The organism is Streptomyces sp. NEAU-sy36, assembly GCF_013423905.1.
Lineage (GTDB): Bacteria > Actinomycetota > Actinomycetes > Streptomycetales > Streptomycetaceae > Streptomyces > Streptomyces misionensis.
In genome coordinates this window covers 4,669,863-4,685,503 of record NZ_CP058977.1, presented here as the reverse complement: position 1 = coordinate 4,685,503, position 15,641 = coordinate 4,669,863, and the positions used below count along the sequence as shown (strand labels likewise).

Sequence of the window (15,641 nt, the reverse complement as noted above, 5' to 3'; positions counted from 1 at the left end):
GCAGGGTCTACGGCAGCGGCTGCTCCGCCCAGATGATCTTGCCGTTCGGCGTGTAGCGGGTGCCCCAGCGCTCGGCGACCTGAGCCACCAGGAACAGGCCCCGGCCGCCCTCGTCGGTGCTCGCCGCGTACCGCAGGTGCGGCGAGGTCGTGCTGCGGTCGGAGACCTCGCAGATCAGCGTGCGGTCGCGCAGCAGCCGTACCTCGATCGGGGGCCTCCCGTAGCGGATGGCGTTGGTGACCAGCTCGCTGAGGATCAGCTCCGTCGAGAACGCCAGCTCGTCGAGCCCCCACTCCTCCAGCGTGCGGGTCACCGAGGCGCGCACCTCCGCGACCGCCGCCGGATCGGACGGCACCTGCCACCGCGCCACCCGGTCCGCCCCGAGCACCCGGGTCCGGGCCACGATCAGCGCGACATCGTCGCTCGGCCGGGCCGGCAGCCGCTCCAGCACGGTACGGCAGGTGGCCTCCGGGGAAGCGTCCGGCGCCTGGCGCAGGGCGTCCCCCAGCAGCTCCAGGCCGACGTCGATGTCCCGTTCCCGGTCCTCCACCAGACCGTCGGTGTACAGCACCAGGCGGCTGCCCTCGGCCAGCTCCAGATCGGCCGTCTCGAACGGCAGCCCGCCCAGGCCCAGCGGCGGCCCGGCCGGCAGCTCCGGGAACTCCACCCGCCCGTCGGGACGCACCAGCGCGGGCGGCGGATGACCCGCCCGGGCCATGGTGCACCGCCGGGCCACCGGGTCGTACACCGCGTACAGACAGGTCGCGCCGGTCACCGCGGCGCCCTCGTCCGAACTCTCGTCCTGGTCGATCCGGCTCACCAGCTCGTCCAGCAGTCCGAGGAGTTCGTCCGGCGGCAGATCCAGCGCGGAGAAGTTGTGCACGGCCGTGCGCAGCCGGCCCATGGTCGCCGCCGCGTGCAGCCCGTGCCCCACCACGTCGCCCACCACCAGGGCCACCCGCGCCCCGGACAGCGGCAGCACGTCGAACCAGTCGCCGCCCACCCCGGACTGCGCCGGCAGATACCGGTACGCGATCTCCAGCGCGCCCTGCTCGGGCAGCGTCCGCGGCAGCAGGCTGCGCTGCAACGTCACCGCCATGCTGTGCTCACGCGTGTACCGGCGGGCGTTGTCGATGGACACCGCCGCCCGCGCCACCAGTTCCTCGGCGAGCGCCAGCTCCTCGGTGTCGAACGGCTGCGGTTTCTCCGACCGCCAGAAGGTGGCGAGCCCCAGCACCAGACTGCCCGCCCGCAGCGGCACGGTGATCAGTGAGTGGATGCCGTACTCCAGCACCTGGTCGGTGCGCTCCGGCTGCTGCGCCCGCCAGCCCGGCGCGTCGCGCAGCCGCGGCTCCACCACCGACTGCCCGCTCGTCAGGCTGCGCGCCTGCGGCGACGTCGGCACGAACCGGATCCGCTCGTCCAGCGGGTACAGCGGGGAGTCCTTGCGGACGCCCGCACAGGCCACCCGGCGCAGCGCGCTCCCCGGCCGCGGCTCCTCCCCGTTCAGCACCTGTTCATACAGGTCCACGGTGGCGAAGTCCGCGAACCGGGGCACCGCGAGTTCGGCCAGCTCCTCGGCGGTACGGGTCACGTCCAGGCTGGTGCCGATGCCCACCCCGGCCTCGTACAGCATGTTCAGCCGCTCGCGGGCCACCTCGGCCCGCCCGGACACCGCCCGCAGCTCGGTGGAGTCGCGCAGCGTGGTGACGCTGCCCGCCGGGCCGCCGCGCAGTTCGGTGGGCCGCTGGTTGATCGCCAGCAACCGGTCCTTGACCAGCCGCACCTCGTCGGTCGCCGTCCGCCCGGACGCCAGCAGCCGCGCCGTCTCGTCGTCCAGGCCCAGTTCCAGCACGTGCCGTCGCTCGGCGTCCTCGGGCAGGTCCAGCAGGCGTTGCGCCTCGTCGTTGGCGAGCAGCAGCCGGCCGTCGCGGCCGACGATCAGCACCCCCTCGCGGACCGCGTGCAGCACCGCGTCGTGGTGCTCGTACATCCGGGTCATCTCGTACGGCCCGAGACCGTGTGTCTGGCGCAGCAGCCGTCTGCTGACCAGCGCCGTGCCCGCGGTGGCCAGTGCGAGCGCGGCGGCGGCCGCCGCGAGCAGCAACGGCAGCTGCTGGTCGGCCGCCCCGCCCGCGTGCGCGGTGGTGATGCCCGCGGAGACCAGCCCCACCACCGTGCCACCGGCGTCCCTGACCGGCACCACGCTCTGCACCAGCGGGCCGAGTGTGCCGTTGACCTGCTCCACGACCGTGCCCCCGGCCACCGCCGGGCCGATGGTGCCGACGAACTTCTTCCCGATCCGGTCGGGCAGGGGATGCGTGTAGCGCACGCCCTGCGTGTTCATCACGACGACGAAGTCCACGCCGGTCGCCTTGCGGGTGGCCTCGGCCTCCGGCTGGAGCACCGCCGTCGGGTCGGGGGTGCGCAGCGCGGCGGCCGTGCCGGGCGCGTTGGCGAACGTCTGGGCCACGGCCAGGGAGCGGTTGCGGGCCTCGGCTTCGGTGTCGTGCCGCACCTGGAGCACCTGCGCCACCACCGCGGAGACCACCAGCAGCAGCACGATCACGACTTGCAGCACGAACACCTGACCGGCCACGCTGCGTCCGGTCACCGCCGCCCACAGCACCCCCGGCCGGTCGCCGTTCGCGCCGGGGCCGTCCGGCGGCGGGGCCAGTGGTGCGCGCGGTTGCCCGAAAGGTCGGGGCGGCCGGGACACGGGCCGGCCGGGCAGTCGCACCATGTGCCCATGTCTACACTGCCCGACGCCATCAGGCGAGACCGTCACCCCGGACACCGCACGGTCGCCGCTACGCACGGCGCAGGCTCCGCGCCGCGAGCAGCAGGGCCACGTCGTCGGGGCGGGCACCGGCGTGCCGGACCGCGGCGGTGAGACGGTCGGCGACCCCGTCCAGCGACAGCCCGTCGCGCCGGCCGGCCGCCGCACCCGCCCGGGTCAGGGCCGCGCACAGCTCCGCGATCCCCTCGTCGATGTCGGCGCCCACCCGTTCCACCAGGCCGTCCGTGTACAGCGCGAGGATCGCGTCCGGCTCCAGCTCCAGCTCGGTCACCGGGTACCGGGCCTCCGGGTCCACCCCGAGGACCACCCCGCCGGGGACGTCCAGCGCCCGTGCCCGGCCGCCGGGGGAGAGCAGCAGTGGCGGAGGATGACCCGCCCGGGCGATCCGGACCCGCCCGGTGTCCGGGTCCAGGCGCAGATAGCAGCAGCTGGCGAACTGGCCCGGGTCCAGGCCGATCAGCAGCCGGTTGGTGCCGCTCAGCACCTCGTCCGGCGGCCGGTCGCCCAGCGCGAACGCCCGTACCGCGCTGCGCAGCTGGCCCATGGTGGCCGCCGCCTGTACCCCGTGCCCCTGCACGTCCCCGATGACCAGCGCCAGCCCCTGGCCGGCCTCCACCACGTCGTACCAGTCGCCGCCCACCTCCAGGCCGTCGGTGCCCGGCAGGTAGCGGCCCGCGGTCTCCACCCGCGGATGAGCCGACAGCCGGCTCGGCAGCAGCGCCTGCTGGAGGCCGCGGGCGAGGGCCGCCTCGCTGTCGTAGCGCCGCGCCCGCTCCATGGCGTGCGCGATCAGCCCGGCGAGCGCGGTCAGCACGGTGCGCTCCTCCGTGCTGAAACGGCGCGGCCGGTCGAACCCGAGGATGCAGGAGCCGACCATCCGGCCGGAGGCGATCAGCGGCAGGAAGGCGCGGGATCCCTCCTCGGCGTCCAGCGGCATCCCCGGATAGGTCGCCGCGAGCTGCGGCATCGACTCGAAGAACAGCGGCCGGCCCGTCGACAGGGTCTCCACCCCCGGGATCCGCACATCGAGCCCCACGCCGTCGAACTGCTCCAGGAAACCCGGCGGGAAACCGGTCTCCCACGCCAGGTACATGTGCCGGTCCTGGAGCAGGTAGATGGCGAGCCGGCGGCCCCCGAACGCGGGCAGCAGCTCCCGCATGACCACCGCCGACACCTGCTGGGCCGTCACCGCGTCGGTCAGTGCGATGGCCAGCGCGATCGGCCGGTACACCGCCGCCGTCGCGGGATCGTCCGCCACCGGCTCCGCGGGCGGCACCGGCCCGGCCGGCGTCTCCATCCGGCTGGCCGGAACGAGTGTGCAGGTCAGCAGGTCCTCGCCCGGATGCACGGACACGGCGAGCCCGTCGTACCCGCCCGTCTCCCCGCCCTTGCGCCGCACATGGAAGTGCACCGGTTCCGGGGACAGCAGGGCGGCCCGCAGATGGTCGTCGTAGGGCGCTGCGGTCAGCCACGGCATCGCCTCCCACAGCGGCCGCCCACGCAGTCCGTCCGGCGCCCCCGCCAGCCGGGCCGCGGCGTCGTTGGCGTACACGATCACACCCAGCCGGTCCAGGCAGAACACCCCCTGCGGCAGCGGGTCGGCCGCGCCGTCCGCGAGGGAGAGGGAACCGGGGTCGAGCACCACCCCGCCGACCGCCGGTACCGAGCGGCCCTCGCCGGCCGGCCACAGGTCCAGCAGCCGCGGCGCGCCGTCGCCGGCCCGCAGGCTCAGCGGGGCGGGCGGCGGCTTCCCGGCGGCGGTGTCGCGCAGCGCGGCCAGCACCCGGTACGCCTCGGCCGGGGCCAGGGCCTCGGCGAGCGCGGTGTCCGTCCCCTCGAACCCCTCGGGCGCCAGCCCGAGCAGGGCGTGCAGCCGGTCGTCGACCCGTACCGCGCGGGTCACCGGGTCCCAGGTGAACCGTCCCGTCGCGGCCTGCGGGGGCCGGCGCGCGGGCGGCCGCACGCACTGCGGCTCCCCGTCCCAGACCAGCGCGCTCGCGTCCCCGTCGGCGAGCGCGAGCAGCTCCACGCCCAGGCCCTCGGCCAGCCGCGCCAGCAGCTCCCGGTCGAGCGACTCCTCTGCGCCGGCCACCGACGGGCGCAGCACGCTCAGCACCCCCAAGGGTGCGCGCCCGCCCGGCACCGGCATGTGCACCGACCCGAACGGGAACGGCAGGCCAGCCGCGAACTGCGGGTAGCGGCGCACCGTCTCCGTCGCGTTCGGCAGCACCACCGGCGTGCCCAGCCGGTAGGCGTCGGAGACCGGGAAGGGCCGGGCGGCGTGCAGCCGCCACCACGGACGGAAGAGGGGGCCCGGAAGACCGGCGAGGACGGCCAGGCGCAGGACGGTGGGGGCGTCGGCGGGGCCGACCAGCTCGGGGACCTCGCCCTGCCCCGGGCCGCCCCCGCGCAGATACACGCCCGCCACCCGGCCGTCCGTCGCACGGAGCGCCGCGGTCGCGGCGTTCGCGAGCAGCGCGGCCAGCCGGGCCCGCCCGCGGACCGCCTGCTCCCCGCTCCCCGCCATCGGTCCTACCTCGTCCCCTGCGCCTCCGGATGGATCACACAAGCAAGAATGCGCCAGGGACGGCGGGGGCCGCACTTCGGCCGCGGACCGGGACGACGGGGGCTCACACCAGTGCCGCACCCGGGTGGCGGTGCGCGGCGGCCGCTCCTAGTAATGGACTGCGTACCGCGCGTGCCGCGGACGGGGGTGTCAGACGCGGCCGCACTCCTCGACTGGAGCCGAGATGACCACCCGCTCTTCGTCCGCCTGTTCCGACGACTCCCTCATACGCCCGGTCCCGGCCGGGGTGCGCCTCCCGTCCGTCCGGGTCCTGACGCGGTTCGCGCCACCGCCCGGGTCGCGGGTCGGCGGGCCGCCCGGGGACGGCGTCGGGAACGACGACGACCGGTACGGCGATCCGCTGCTGGACCTGGTGCGTACGGCCGTCGCCGACCGTCCGCTGGAGGACGTCGTCCGGCTCCTCACCCTGCTGGAAAGCTCGCCGGAGCATGCCCCGACCAGGGCGGAGGCGCTGCGCTCGGCGGGCGTCGTCCGGTCCGTGGCGGACGTCACCCGGCTGGTGGCGCTGCTCGGCCGGCCGTCCGGGGAGCCGGACAGCGCGGACGCGGTGGTGCGCGCCGCCGCCGGGCTCCGCTCCCCGCGGGACGTCGGCCGGCTGCTGCGGATGCTGCACCGGCCGCCCCTGGCACCGCGCTGCGCGCGGCTCGCCGTACGGGCCGCGGCCGGCCGGCCCGTCGAGGAGGTGGCCGAACTGCTCGGCCACCTGGCCGCCGAGGGCCCGGAGCGGCAGCCGGAACCGGCCGCTGTCGATGTCGCGGACCCCGGGCCCGCCGCCCTCGTCGCACCGCCCGCCCCGGAACCGGCCGACCGGCCCCGGACCGGCTCGCCCGCCCTCGCCGGTACCGGCACCCGGGCGGCAGCGGCGCTGGTGTTCCTGTGCGGCGCGGCCCACGCCCCGCGCTACTGGGCCGGTCTCTCGCACGGCCTGCTCGGCGCCACCCTCGTCGCCTCCGCGCTGTGCATGCTGCTGGGCCTCGCCCTGCCCGCGCGCGCGGCGCAGGCCCGGCTCGCCGCGGCGACGGCCGCCCTCGCGGTCACGACGGTGCTCGGCGCGGGCCAGGTGCTCGGCGGCCGGTTCGGGCTGCCGGACCCGGCCCGGCTGTGGGCGGCGACCCTCGCCCCGCCCTGGCTGGCCGGCACGGCGGCGGCCGCGGCCGCGTGCGCCGCGCTGGGGGTGGTGCTGACCGTGCTGCTCGGCCCCGGCAGCCGTGCCCGAGACGGGAGTTGAGTCAGCTCACCGGCCGCAGCACCAGAGGCCGGTCCAGACGGGGGCGGCCGTCACGAACGGGTCGCCGCCCGCCTCCGGGCACAGCCTCACGTCCTCGGTGCGCACCCCGCCCCAACCGCGCCGCACGCCCTCTGGCACTCGGTGCAGGCCAGGTCCGCCGCCGCCCGTCCGTCGTCCCCGGTGACCACGAACGCGACCGTCCGGGCCCCGGTGCCCCACAGCACCTCGGCGGTCGCCGCGGCCACCGGGAAGCTCGCACACGGCAGCAGCCCGGCGTCCGCCACGGCGAGCGCCCCGGACATGCGCGCCGGGCGGGGGAGTCGGCGAGGTCGAACCCCGGCACGGGCGCCCCGTCCTGGCGGGCGAGCCGGTCGGGTTGCGGGATTTCAGCTCCAGTGCCTCCTCCTGGGTGGCCGCGGACACGATCCGCTCGGCGCCGCGCCGGAACGCCCCGGCGGCCACGGCGAACGCGCGCATCACGTCGACGACGGCGAGCCGGGGCGGCCGGGGCATCGGACACGCCGGTGAACAGGGGCTGCGTCGCCCCATGGCGGCCCGCCCGGCGGCGATCAGGGCAGCCGGGTCGGCTCCGAGGAGGCGGGCAGGGCGGAACGCAGGCTGCGCAGGGCGAGCAGGAGCACGCCGATGTCGTCCAGGTAGACGGGGTCCGGCAGCAGGTCGGTGGGGAGCACCAGATAGGCCACCGCGCCCCAGAACACCCACCGCGGGCCCGTCGGCAGCCCGGCCCGCAGCAGCGTGCGCCGGGTGCGGACCAGCCGCACGAGCAGGGCGACGGCACCGGCGAGCAGGCCGGCCGCGAGGACGCCGGCGATCAGCAGCAGGGTGGTGGTGGAATCCATCGGGGCTCCTTGGGCGCTCCAGGCGGCTCTTCGTGCGGTGCGGGGCCTACGAGGGCCGGTCCGGGGACGGCAGGTCCGCGCCGTCCCCGGTGTCCTCGGGTACCGCCTTCGCCCTGCCGGTGAACCCCGGCAGTTTCAGCCGTCCGAAGGTCTGGGTGAGTTGCTGGAGCGCGGCGGGGGTCCGGGCCGCGGGCCGTTGCCGGGGCAGCGCGGGCGCGGGGACGTCGCGGTAGGCCGCCAGTGCCTCCAGGGCCTGCTCGGCGGCCTGCTTGTACAGGTCGCGGGACTTGGTCATGGCCTCCAGCGCCTCGGCGTACATGGCGACCAGCCGCCGCTCCCGGTCCAGCTCCTCCTGGTGGGTCATCAGCGTCCAGTTGTCCCTGAGGTCCGCCAGCGCCTCGGCGGCGTCCTGCGGGGCGGGCCGGGGCAGGGCGACGAAGTGCCGCAGCGCCGCGACGAGTTCGGCCGGCTCGGAGCCGTCGAGGAAGACGTTGCGCACCCGGTGCGGTGTGCCGTCGTAGTCCTCCGGGGCCGGATCCGGGGGCAGCAGCACGGCGCCGCCGCGCGGCACCTCGACATCGAGGTCCTTCAGCGCCCAGTTGACACCGCGCAGCTGGTGCGGTGCGGCGCGGTGCTCCACGACACGGTGCCTGAGGCCGGGCGGCAGCAGCCGGGCCAGCGGCAGCTTGCCCTGCTCGTCGGGGGTCATCGCCTCGTGCACGACGAGATTGACGCACCATGCCTCGCGGGCGGCCTCGCGCAGGCGGCGGCGCATCTCCTTGTCGTCCGCGGGCAGCGCGTTGACCTGGCGGAAGCGCAGCCCGGCGACCGTGGGGTGGTGGTCCCAGGAGCCGTCGTCACCGGAGCCGCCCTCGGGCCAGAACAGGGTCGCGGGCGAGGGCCAGCCCTCGTCCCACGGCTGCTCGGCCTCCGCGACCAGCCGCCACTCGTGCCCCTGTGGCTTGCCGTGCCGGGGTACGAGGGTGAGCCGGGCCCGCACGGTCACCGTGCCGCCGGCCCGCCAGCGCGCCTCGAAGAGCGTGCCGGGAGAGTCCTCGGGCGCGGGCGGTTCGGCGAAGTCGTCGAGGTCCCCGCTCTCCTTGTGCCGGCGCAGGGTACGGCGGACGACGTCCTCGGGATCGGGACCGGTGTGACGGCCGCGGGCCGCCCAGACGGTCTGGGGGATGGCGGCGCGGTCGGTGGCGGAGTTCGACATGGGCCAATCTGCTGATGGGTGTGGGTGCGCCTCCCAGTATCACCGCTCGGCCCGCCGAAACGTAGACGGCCCCGCGCGCCGCGTGCCGCGCGCCCCGCCCGGCGGCTTCCCGCCGCGGCCGGACGCGTGCTCAGCAGGCGGGGTTCTGGTCGAGCGGGACGAACTCCAGGCGGGCGTGGTCGGCGGCGCCGAGGGCCGTGTCGTAGTCGGAGCGCTCGACGCGGTACCAGACGTCGTCCCGGCCGGTGTCCCCGTCGACGTCGTCCAGCCGCACGCACCACCGCTCCGGCCGGATCACGCGCAGGTACGTCTCCGTGCCGCTGCGGATCGTGTGGCAGTCCCGGTGGCGCTCGGTGGTGTACCAGGTGTGGGTGGTGCGGTGGGTGCCCGATCCGCTGCGGGAGGTGTGCCTGACCCGGTGGGTGCCGGTGGTGCAGCGGGTGATCAGGTGGGGCCGGGTGGCCGGGGTGGTCCGCTCGGTGAGGTGCTGGACGGTGTCGCGCAGCCCGGTCACGGTCTCGGGAGCGGAGGCGGAGCGCCAGTCGCGGTCGAAGTAGGCGTACGCGCCGGCTCCGGTCAGCAGGACCGCCGTCGTCGCCGCCGCGGTGATCACCGTCGCGCGCCTGGTGAACATATGTCTCCCCCCGAGTGGCCATGTTCGGCGGGGAGTTTAACGGACGGCGCGCGAGCGCCGCCCCCGGCCGCGTCCGCTCCGCCCGGGCGGGTTGCCTCGGGAACGGAGCGGACCCGGCCGGCGCGGCTCAGGCGCCGCTCTCGCGCAGCATGTCCTCGCGCTCGACGAGCTTCACGCGCTCGCGGCCCTGCGGCTCGCCCAGGGCGCGTTCGGCGGCGTCGAGGCGGTACCAGCCCTCCCAGGTGGTGTAGCGGACGTTGCGCTCGGCGAGGAAGGCGTCCACGGCCTCCGGGGCGGGCGAGGAGGGGGTGTGCAGCCGGCCGTTGGCGTGGTCGTCCAGCAGGTTGGCGACCGTCTCGTTGGCGTCGCCCTTGGTGTGGCCGATGAGGCCGACCGGGCCGCGCCGGATCCACCCGGTGACGTAGGTGGACTGGAGGTGCGTGCCGCCCTCCTCGACGACCCGGCCGCCCTCGTCCGGCACGGTGCCCGAGTCGATGTCCCAGGGCAGCTTGGGCAGCTTCTCCGAGAGGTAGCCGACCGCGCGGTAGACGGCGGTGACGTCCCAGTCCTTGAACTCGCCGGTGCCCTTGACGTTGCCGGTGCCGTCGAGGGCGGTGCGCTCGGTGCGCAGGCCGACGACCTTGCCGTCCTCGCCGAGGATCTCCGCGGGCGACTCGAAGAAGTGCAGGAAGAGCTTGTGCGGACGGTCGCCGACGTCCCGGATCGCCCAGTTCTCCAGCGTCTTGGCGACCATGTCGGCCTGCTTGTTGCCGCGCCGGGTCTCGATGGAGCCCGCGTCGTAGTCGATGTCCTCGGGGTCGACGATGACCTCGATGTTGGGGGAGTGGTCCAGCTCGCGCAGCTCCATCGGGCTGAACTTCGCCTGCGCCGGGCCCCGGCGGCCGAAGACGTGGATCTCCAGGGCCTTGTTGGCCTTGAGCCCGTCGTAGACGTTCGGCGGGATCTCGGTGGGCAGCAGCTCGTCGGCGGTCTTGGCGAGGATCCGGGCGACGTCCAGGGCCACGTTGCCGACGCCGAGCACGGCGACCTTCTCGGCCTCCAGCGGCCAGGTGCGCGGCACGTCGGGGTGGCCGTCGTACCAGGAGACGAAGTCGGCGGCGCCGTAGGAGCCGTCGAGGTCGATGCCGGGTATGGACAGCGCGCGGTCGGCCATCGCACCGGTGGAGAAGATCACCGCGTCGTAGAAGGCGCGCAGGTCGTCCAGGCTGATGTCGGTCGGGTAGGCGACGTTGCCGAACAGCCGGATCTGCGGCTTGTCCAGCACCTGGTGCAGGGCGGTGACGATGCCCTTGATGCGCGGGTGGTCGGGCGCGACGCCGTAGCGGATCAGGCCGAACGGGGCGGGCATGCGCTCGAAGAGGTCGATGGAGACACCGGGGTCGGTGGCCGCCTCGGACTTGAGCAGGGCGTCGGCGGCGTAGATCCCGGCGGGACCGGCTCCGACGATGGCTACCCGCAGGGGGCGCGGCATGATCAGTTTCCCTTCGAGCGTGAAACAGTCGACTCGATCGGGAAGCCTAGGCTAAGGCAGACCTAACCAGGTACGCGGGTCCGGTCTATGACCTCATAAGGGCATCTTATGACATCCCCAGGGGCGCCTTATGAAGACCTCCGGCGCCCTGCCCGGCCGCTGCACCGGGGCCCTCACCCGGCCACCCGCAGCGTCCGTTTGGCCAGTTCGTAGGCCGGGAGCATGGCGTCGTGCTCCGCCGAGTCCATCCCGCCGAGATGGACGACCACCGGACCGCCGGGAGTGTCGACGGCGAAGGCGCACTCCTTCTTGGTCTCGTCCAGCAGTTCGCTGGTGGAGGAGTACTCCACCTCCGTACCGCGCAGACCGCCGCCCGTCGTGAACGCCCGGTACCGCTCCTCGCCGACGTGGCCCTGCGCGGCCACGAACCCCCGCAGCACGCCGCGCGCGCCGGCGTCACCCGCCCGGCCGGTCCACACCCGCAGGAAGCCGATGTGGCCGGCCGGCTTGGCGTCGATCTCGCAGGCGGCCGTCACCGGGCCCTGCCGCAGCAGCGCCGCGCCGAGTCCGTCGTTCTGCGCGCCCCGCGCGTCGACCGACTCGGCCTTCCAGTCCTCGGCGACGTCGAACCGGACGGGCAGCGCGCAGGGCGAACCGGCGGCGCCGATCGTGCCGCCGCTCACCGCCGCCGGGTCCTTCGCCTCGGCCGTCGCCCCGGTTCTCGTTCCGCCGGCCCGCGGTGTGCCGGCGTCGTCCTGTCCCGCGCAGCCGCCCAGCACCGCCGCGAGCGCCACCGCCACGACCGCCCGCACCCCCACGTCGACCTGCATGTCCGTCCGTCTCCCCTCCGGTTCAGCGCGGTCACTGTAGCCGAGGGTGACGGCGGCCCCCGCCTCCGATCAGGCGGGGTGGGTCAGCGCCTCTTTCTGCAACTGCACCGCCGCCAGCAGGCTCAGGCCCGGCTCCGCCTGCCGCAGCGCCTTCGTCGCGGCGACCGAGGAGGGGTCGCCGGTGAAGCCGACGGCCGCCAGCCGGGAGCGGGTCCAGTCGGCGCGCAGCTGTGTCGCGGTGGCTTCGGCGGTGGACTCGACCAGCGCCACGGCTCGTTCCAGGCCCGGCCGTTCCTCGGGCGAGGCCCCGGCCAGCGCCTCGCGCAGCGCCGCCGCCACCACGTCCGCGTCCCGGATGACCAGCACGCTGTTGTGTTTCCTGTTCAGTCCCGTCAGTCCTGCCATGCCCGCCATCCTGACCGTCGACGACGGGAGGCGCCAAGCGGCTTGAGGAAGACCAGAGGCTGGCCGGTGCTCACTCCGCGGGGCGCCGGCAGTGCAGGAACAGGTGCGGCTCGGGCGCGGCGGCGGGGTGGGCCGGCGCGAACTCGACGCGCTCCGCCGCCAGTACGGTCAGTCCGGCGCGGACCGCCATGTCCTCGAAGGCCTCGGCGGCGAAGCTCGTCACCCGCACCGGCTGCCCCATGAACAGCCCCTGGGCGCCCTCCACGTCGAAGGGCACGGTGGCCAGTACCACCGGCCCGCCCGGCCGTACCGCCCGCACCAGCCGGCGCACCACGGCCTCCTGCTCGGACCGGTCCATCTGGAGCAGCGAGAAGTAGGCGCAGGCCGCGTCGAACGACCCTTCGTCCAGCGGGAGTTCACGGACGTCGGCACGGCGGAACTCGGCGCCGGGCACCTGCCGGGCGGCCAGCTCCACCATCACCGGTGACACGTCGATGCCGAGCACCCGGTGGCCCGCCTCGGCGAGGGTCTTGGCGGTCGGCCGCCCGGTCCCGCTGCCCACGTCCAGCACCCGGCTGCCCGGTGCCAGCCGCTCCAGCAGCCACCGCAGGGACGCCCGGTGGGCCGCGGAGGAGGCGAACGCCTTCTCGTAGTCGAGTCCTAGCGCGTCGAACACCTCGGCCGCCGGCGCCCGGCGTTCCTCCTCGGCCACCACGGCTCCTCCCGTCGCACGGCATCGATGCCGCGCATCCTCGCACCCCGCGCGGCCACCCACAACGACCCCGGGCCGGACCCGTTTGCGCACCGGGCGCCGGACCCGGCAGGGTGCTGCCGTGCCCACCTTGCTGATCGTCCACCACACCCCGTCGCCCAACTGCCAGGCGCTGTTCGAGGCCGTCGTCTCGGGCGCCACGGCACCCGAGATCGAGGGCGTCCGGGTGATCCGCCGCGCGGCCCTCGCGGCCACCGCCACCGACGTCCTCGAAGCCGACGGCTATCTCCTCGGCACCCCCGCGAACCTCGGCTACATCTCCGGCGCCCTCAAGCACTTCTTCGACCAGATCTACTACCCCTGCCTGGACGAGACCCGGGGCCGCCCCTTCGGCTCCTACATCCACGGGGGCAGCGACGTCACGGGCGCCGTGCGCGCCCTCGACGCCATCACCACCGGCCTCGGCTGGCGCCGCGCGGCCGAACCGGTCACCGTGACGGGAGCGCCGGGCAAGGCCGACACGGAGGCGTGCTGGGAACTGGGCGCCACCCTGGCGGCGGGCCTGGCCGGCTGACCCGGCCGCTCACGCCGTCCGCCGGCTCCCCGCCCACCCGTGCTCGCACAGCGGACCGACCTCCAGGCCCCGCCGGTCACAGGTGTCCAGGATGCGCGGCAGCGCGCCGAGGGTGGCGCGCCAGGAGCCGGGGACGGAGGTGCGGTCGGAGTCGTGGAGCAGGATGGTGCCGCCGCCGCGCAGATCGCGCACGACCGTGCGGTGCACGGAGGCGGGGGTGGCCCGGGCGGTCCAGTCCTCGCCCCAGCAGGTCCACAGCACCGGCGTGAGGCCCAGCCGGCGCGCGGCCAGATGGGCGGCGGACGACATCACGCCGTAGGGCGGCCGGAACAGGGTGGGACGCCGGCCGGTGAGATCGCCGACCAGGTCCCGGGCGCGGGCGAGGTCGTCGTACGTCGCCCGCGGTCCGCGCAGCAGCAACGGGCGGTGCAGCCAGCCGTGGACGCCGATCTCGTGGCCCTCGGCCGCGATCTCGCGGACCAGCCCGGGGCTGCGCCGGGCCTCGCCGCCGAGCAGGAAGAACGTCGCGCGCACCCCGCGCGCGGCCAGCGCGCCCAGGAACAGCGGGGTGGAGTGCGGATCCGGACCGTCATCGAAGGTCAGCGCGACATGGCCGGCCCGGCCCCGCCCGGCCAGTCGGGGCGTGACGCGATTGCGCAGCGGGCCGAACGTGGTGACCACCGGCGCGGCGTGCGCGGCGGCGAGAACGGGCAGCGCGGCCAGAGCGGCGCCGCGCAGGGCGGGTACGACGGTCATGAGCGGTGGCTCCCGCGGTGCGCGGCGCCCGGGGCGCCGGTGCCCGGGGTGTGGCCCGCGCCCTCGAAGTGCAGCTCGTGGCCGAGGGCGTGGATCAGGCGGGGGCCGTCGTCGGTGGTGGCGACCGCCGTGCCGATGGCGGTCACCCACAGCGCGCAGGCGGCCGAGGCGACGGCGACGAACCGGCGCGGGCGGCCGGCGCGGCGCCGCACCGCAGCCGGTACGGGCAGACCCGCGGTGGACCTCCGGGCGATCCGCGCGATCTCGGCGGCCGGGCCGCACCCGGCGTCGGCGAACAGCGCCAGCGCGGCCGCGCGCTGCCGCAGCCCCCGCGCCCCCTGGACCAACTCCGCCACGACCGGCGCCAGTCGGCCGGGGTCCCGGATCCACGCGGCGACGCCCGCCTCCTCCAGCGCGGCGGCGTTGGTCTGCCCGTGGCCGGGTATGCAGCGGTAACTCGCGACCGGCAGGCCCGCGGCGAAGGCCTCCAGGGAGGTCAGCCCGCCCGCGTTCTGCACCAGCACGTCGGCGGCGTGCATCAGCCCTGGCATGTCGTCCACCCAGCCGAAGGCGTGCTCGACGCCTTCGGCGCGCAGCCGTGCGGCCAGCGCCGCGTTGCGGCCGCACACCACCACCGGCACCGCGACCCCGGACGCCCGCAGTTCCAGGGCCACCTGGCGGACGGGGCCCACGCCCCACGAACCGGCGACCAGCAGGGCCAGCGGCGCGTGCGCGGGCAGGCCGAAGCGGGCGCGGGCGGCGGCGCGCGCGTCCTCGCCGGCCGGGCGGAAGCGGGGGTCGGTGACCGGCCCGGTCACCCGCACGTCCCGCGCCCCGGCGCCCCGGGCCTGTTCGGCGGGCACGGCGTGCGCCGCGAGGTGGACGTCGATGCCGTCGGCCACCCACAGCGGATGCACCGAGAAGTCGGTCAGATAGGTGAGCGCCGGCACGGTCAGCCGGCCGGAGCGGCGCAGCCCGCCCAGGACCCGGCTGGCGCCCGGGTAGGTGGAGACGACCGCCCGGGTGCCCGCGGGCAGGGCCCGCAGCACCCGTTCCTCGGTGCGGCGCAGCAGCGCCGCGGCGAGCGGGCCGCCACCGCCCGCGCGTTCGGTGCTGCGGTAGATGCGCTGGTAGGCCCAGGGCGCGGTGAGCAGCATCCGGTGGTAGCCGTCCCGGATGAGCCGGCCGGCGCGGGCGGGCAGCAGGTCCAGCAGGTCGAGCCGGTCCACCGTGAAGCCGTCCGCGGTGAGCCGGCGGTCCAGTTCGGCGGCGGCGCCGTCGTGCCCGGCGCCGATGCCGGCGGACAGCAGCGTGACCCGCTCGGCCGGTGCCGTGGGTCCGGCGGGCGGTGCGGTGCGCAGGGTGGCGGCCGCCAGGGCGCGCAGATGGGCCGTACTTCCGAGGTGGGGCATGCGTGTGCCTTCCGCGCGGAGCAGCAGGAGGTGTGGTTCCGCGCGGGAGCCGGGCGGAGCGACCGCACTCTACAACATGTAGTAGATAGCCTCGTACGAGATGTAGTAGCAGGCGGGTAGGCTGTTCCGCCGGAC

13 protein-coding genes are annotated in these 15,641 nt (G+C 75.7%); 2 read left to right on the top strand and 11 right to left on the bottom strand.

What is annotated here, in order from left to right:
* Nucleotides 1–7: 7 nt before the first annotated feature.
* Both HZZ00_RS21225 and HZZ00_RS21220 read right to left on the bottom strand, forming a co-directional pair.
* On the bottom strand, nucleotides 8–2,743 hold the full coding sequence (locus HZZ00_RS21225; protein ID WP_180327919.1) for a SpoIIE family protein phosphatase/ATP-binding protein: 2,736 nt from the start codon (nucleotides 2,741–2,743) through the stop codon (nucleotides 8–10).
* 67 nt (nucleotides 2,744–2,810) lie between these two features.
* Nucleotides 2,811–5,327: a SpoIIE family protein phosphatase gene (locus tag HZZ00_RS21220; RefSeq protein ID WP_180327918.1), complete on the bottom strand. Its 2,517-nt coding sequence runs from the start codon at nucleotides 5,325–5,327 to the stop codon at nucleotides 2,811–2,813.
* A gap of 223 nt (nucleotides 5,328–5,550) precedes the next feature.
* On the opposite strand from HZZ00_RS21220, the gene HZZ00_RS21215 reads away from it, so the two are divergent.
* Nucleotides 5,551–6,615 (top strand): hypothetical protein, encoded by a 1,065-nt coding sequence (locus tag HZZ00_RS21215; RefSeq protein ID WP_180327917.1) that lies wholly within the window; start codon nucleotides 5,551–5,553, stop codon nucleotides 6,613–6,615.
* A 569-nt stretch (nucleotides 6,616–7,184) separates the two neighbouring features.
* Here the strand turns inward: HZZ00_RS21215 and HZZ00_RS21210 are convergent.
* From HZZ00_RS21210 to HZZ00_RS21180, 7 genes are all read right to left on the bottom strand, one after another.
* Nucleotides 7,185–7,475, bottom strand: a complete 291-nt coding sequence (locus HZZ00_RS21210) for a DUF1232 domain-containing protein (RefSeq protein WP_070023387.1) — start codon at nucleotides 7,473–7,475, stop codon at nucleotides 7,185–7,187.
* Between the two features lie 46 nt (nucleotides 7,476–7,521).
* Nucleotides 7,522–8,691 (bottom strand): hypothetical protein, encoded by a 1,170-nt coding sequence (locus HZZ00_RS21205; RefSeq protein ID WP_180327916.1) that lies wholly within the window; start codon nucleotides 8,689–8,691, stop codon nucleotides 7,522–7,524.
* A gap of 130 nt (nucleotides 8,692–8,821) precedes the next feature.
* Complete coding sequence (locus tag HZZ00_RS21200; protein WP_180327915.1) at nucleotides 8,822–9,325, bottom strand: hypothetical protein; 504 nt, start codon at nucleotides 9,323–9,325, stop codon at nucleotides 8,822–8,824.
* Nucleotides 9,326–9,452: 127 nt separating this feature from the next.
* Nucleotides 9,453–10,817: an FAD-dependent oxidoreductase gene (locus tag HZZ00_RS21195; protein ID WP_180327914.1), complete on the bottom strand. Its 1,365-nt coding sequence runs from the start codon at nucleotides 10,815–10,817 to the stop codon at nucleotides 9,453–9,455.
* A 173-nt stretch (nucleotides 10,818–10,990) separates the two neighbouring features.
* Nucleotides 10,991–11,647: a lipoprotein gene (locus HZZ00_RS21190; RefSeq protein ID WP_180327913.1), complete on the bottom strand. Its 657-nt coding sequence runs from the start codon at nucleotides 11,645–11,647 to the stop codon at nucleotides 10,991–10,993.
* 69 nt (nucleotides 11,648–11,716) lie between these two features.
* Complete coding sequence (locus HZZ00_RS21185) at nucleotides 11,717–12,052, bottom strand: hypothetical protein (RefSeq protein ID WP_180327912.1); 336 nt, start codon at nucleotides 12,050–12,052, stop codon at nucleotides 11,717–11,719.
* 70 nt (nucleotides 12,053–12,122) lie between these two features.
* Nucleotides 12,123–12,767, bottom strand: a complete 645-nt coding sequence (locus HZZ00_RS21180) for a class I SAM-dependent methyltransferase (RefSeq protein ID WP_374028473.1) — start codon at nucleotides 12,765–12,767, stop codon at nucleotides 12,123–12,125.
* Between the two features lie 118 nt (nucleotides 12,768–12,885).
* Here HZZ00_RS21180 and HZZ00_RS21175 point away from each other — a divergent pair, with 118 nt between their 5' ends.
* Complete coding sequence (locus HZZ00_RS21175; protein WP_180327910.1) at nucleotides 12,886–13,338, top strand: flavodoxin family protein; 453 nt, start codon at nucleotides 12,886–12,888, stop codon at nucleotides 13,336–13,338.
* Between the two features lie 9 nt (nucleotides 13,339–13,347).
* Here HZZ00_RS21175 and HZZ00_RS21170 read toward each other — a convergent pair whose 3' ends face one another.
* Nucleotides 13,348–14,094, bottom strand: coding sequence for a polysaccharide deacetylase family protein (locus HZZ00_RS21170; protein ID WP_180327909.1), 747 nt, complete (start codon nucleotides 14,092–14,094; stop codon nucleotides 13,348–13,350).
* The gene (locus HZZ00_RS21165) at nucleotides 14,091–15,506 is read right to left on the bottom strand and encodes a glycosyltransferase (protein WP_180327908.1); all 1,416 of its coding nucleotides are present in this window, start codon (nucleotides 15,504–15,506) and stop codon (nucleotides 14,091–14,093) included. Before HZZ00_RS21165 ends, HZZ00_RS21170 begins: the two co-directional genes overlap by 4 nt.
* Nucleotides 15,507–15,641 lie beyond the last annotated feature (135 nt).

What these genes read in the sequence shown, in the direction of transcription:
- HZZ00_RS21225 (WP_180327919.1), bottom strand. Translation starts at nt 2,743, where the DNA reads ATGGTGCGACTGCCCGGCCGGCCCGTGTCCCGGCCGCCCCGACCTTTC.
- HZZ00_RS21220 (WP_180327918.1), bottom strand. Translation starts at nt 5,327, where the DNA reads ATGGCGGGGAGCGGGGAGCAGGCGGTCCGCGGGCGGGCCCGGCTGGCC.
- HZZ00_RS21215 (WP_180327917.1), top strand. Translation starts at nt 5,551, where the DNA reads ATGACCACCCGCTCTTCGTCCGCCTGTTCCGACGACTCCCTCATACGC.
- HZZ00_RS21210 (WP_070023387.1), bottom strand. Translation starts at nt 7,475, where the DNA reads ATGGATTCCACCACCACCCTGCTGCTGATCGCCGGCGTCCTCGCGGCC.
- HZZ00_RS21205 (WP_180327916.1), bottom strand. Translation starts at nt 8,691, where the DNA reads ATGTCGAACTCCGCCACCGACCGCGCCGCCATCCCCCAGACCGTCTGG.
- HZZ00_RS21200 (WP_180327915.1), bottom strand. Translation starts at nt 9,325, where the DNA reads ATGTTCACCAGGCGCGCGACGGTGATCACCGCGGCGGCGACGACGGCG.
- HZZ00_RS21195 (WP_180327914.1), bottom strand. Translation starts at nt 10,817, where the DNA reads ATGCCGCGCCCCCTGCGGGTAGCCATCGTCGGAGCCGGTCCCGCCGGG.
- HZZ00_RS21190 (WP_180327913.1), bottom strand. Translation starts at nt 11,647, where the DNA reads ATGCAGGTCGACGTGGGGGTGCGGGCGGTCGTGGCGGTGGCGCTCGCG.
- HZZ00_RS21185 (WP_180327912.1), bottom strand. Translation starts at nt 12,052, where the DNA reads ATGGCAGGACTGACGGGACTGAACAGGAAACACAACAGCGTGCTGGTC.
- HZZ00_RS21170 (WP_180327909.1), bottom strand. Translation starts at nt 14,094, where the DNA reads ATGACCGTCGTACCCGCCCTGCGCGGCGCCGCTCTGGCCGCGCTGCCC.
- HZZ00_RS21165 (WP_180327908.1), bottom strand. Translation starts at nt 15,506, where the DNA reads ATGCCCCACCTCGGAAGTACGGCCCATCTGCGCGCCCTGGCGGCCGCC.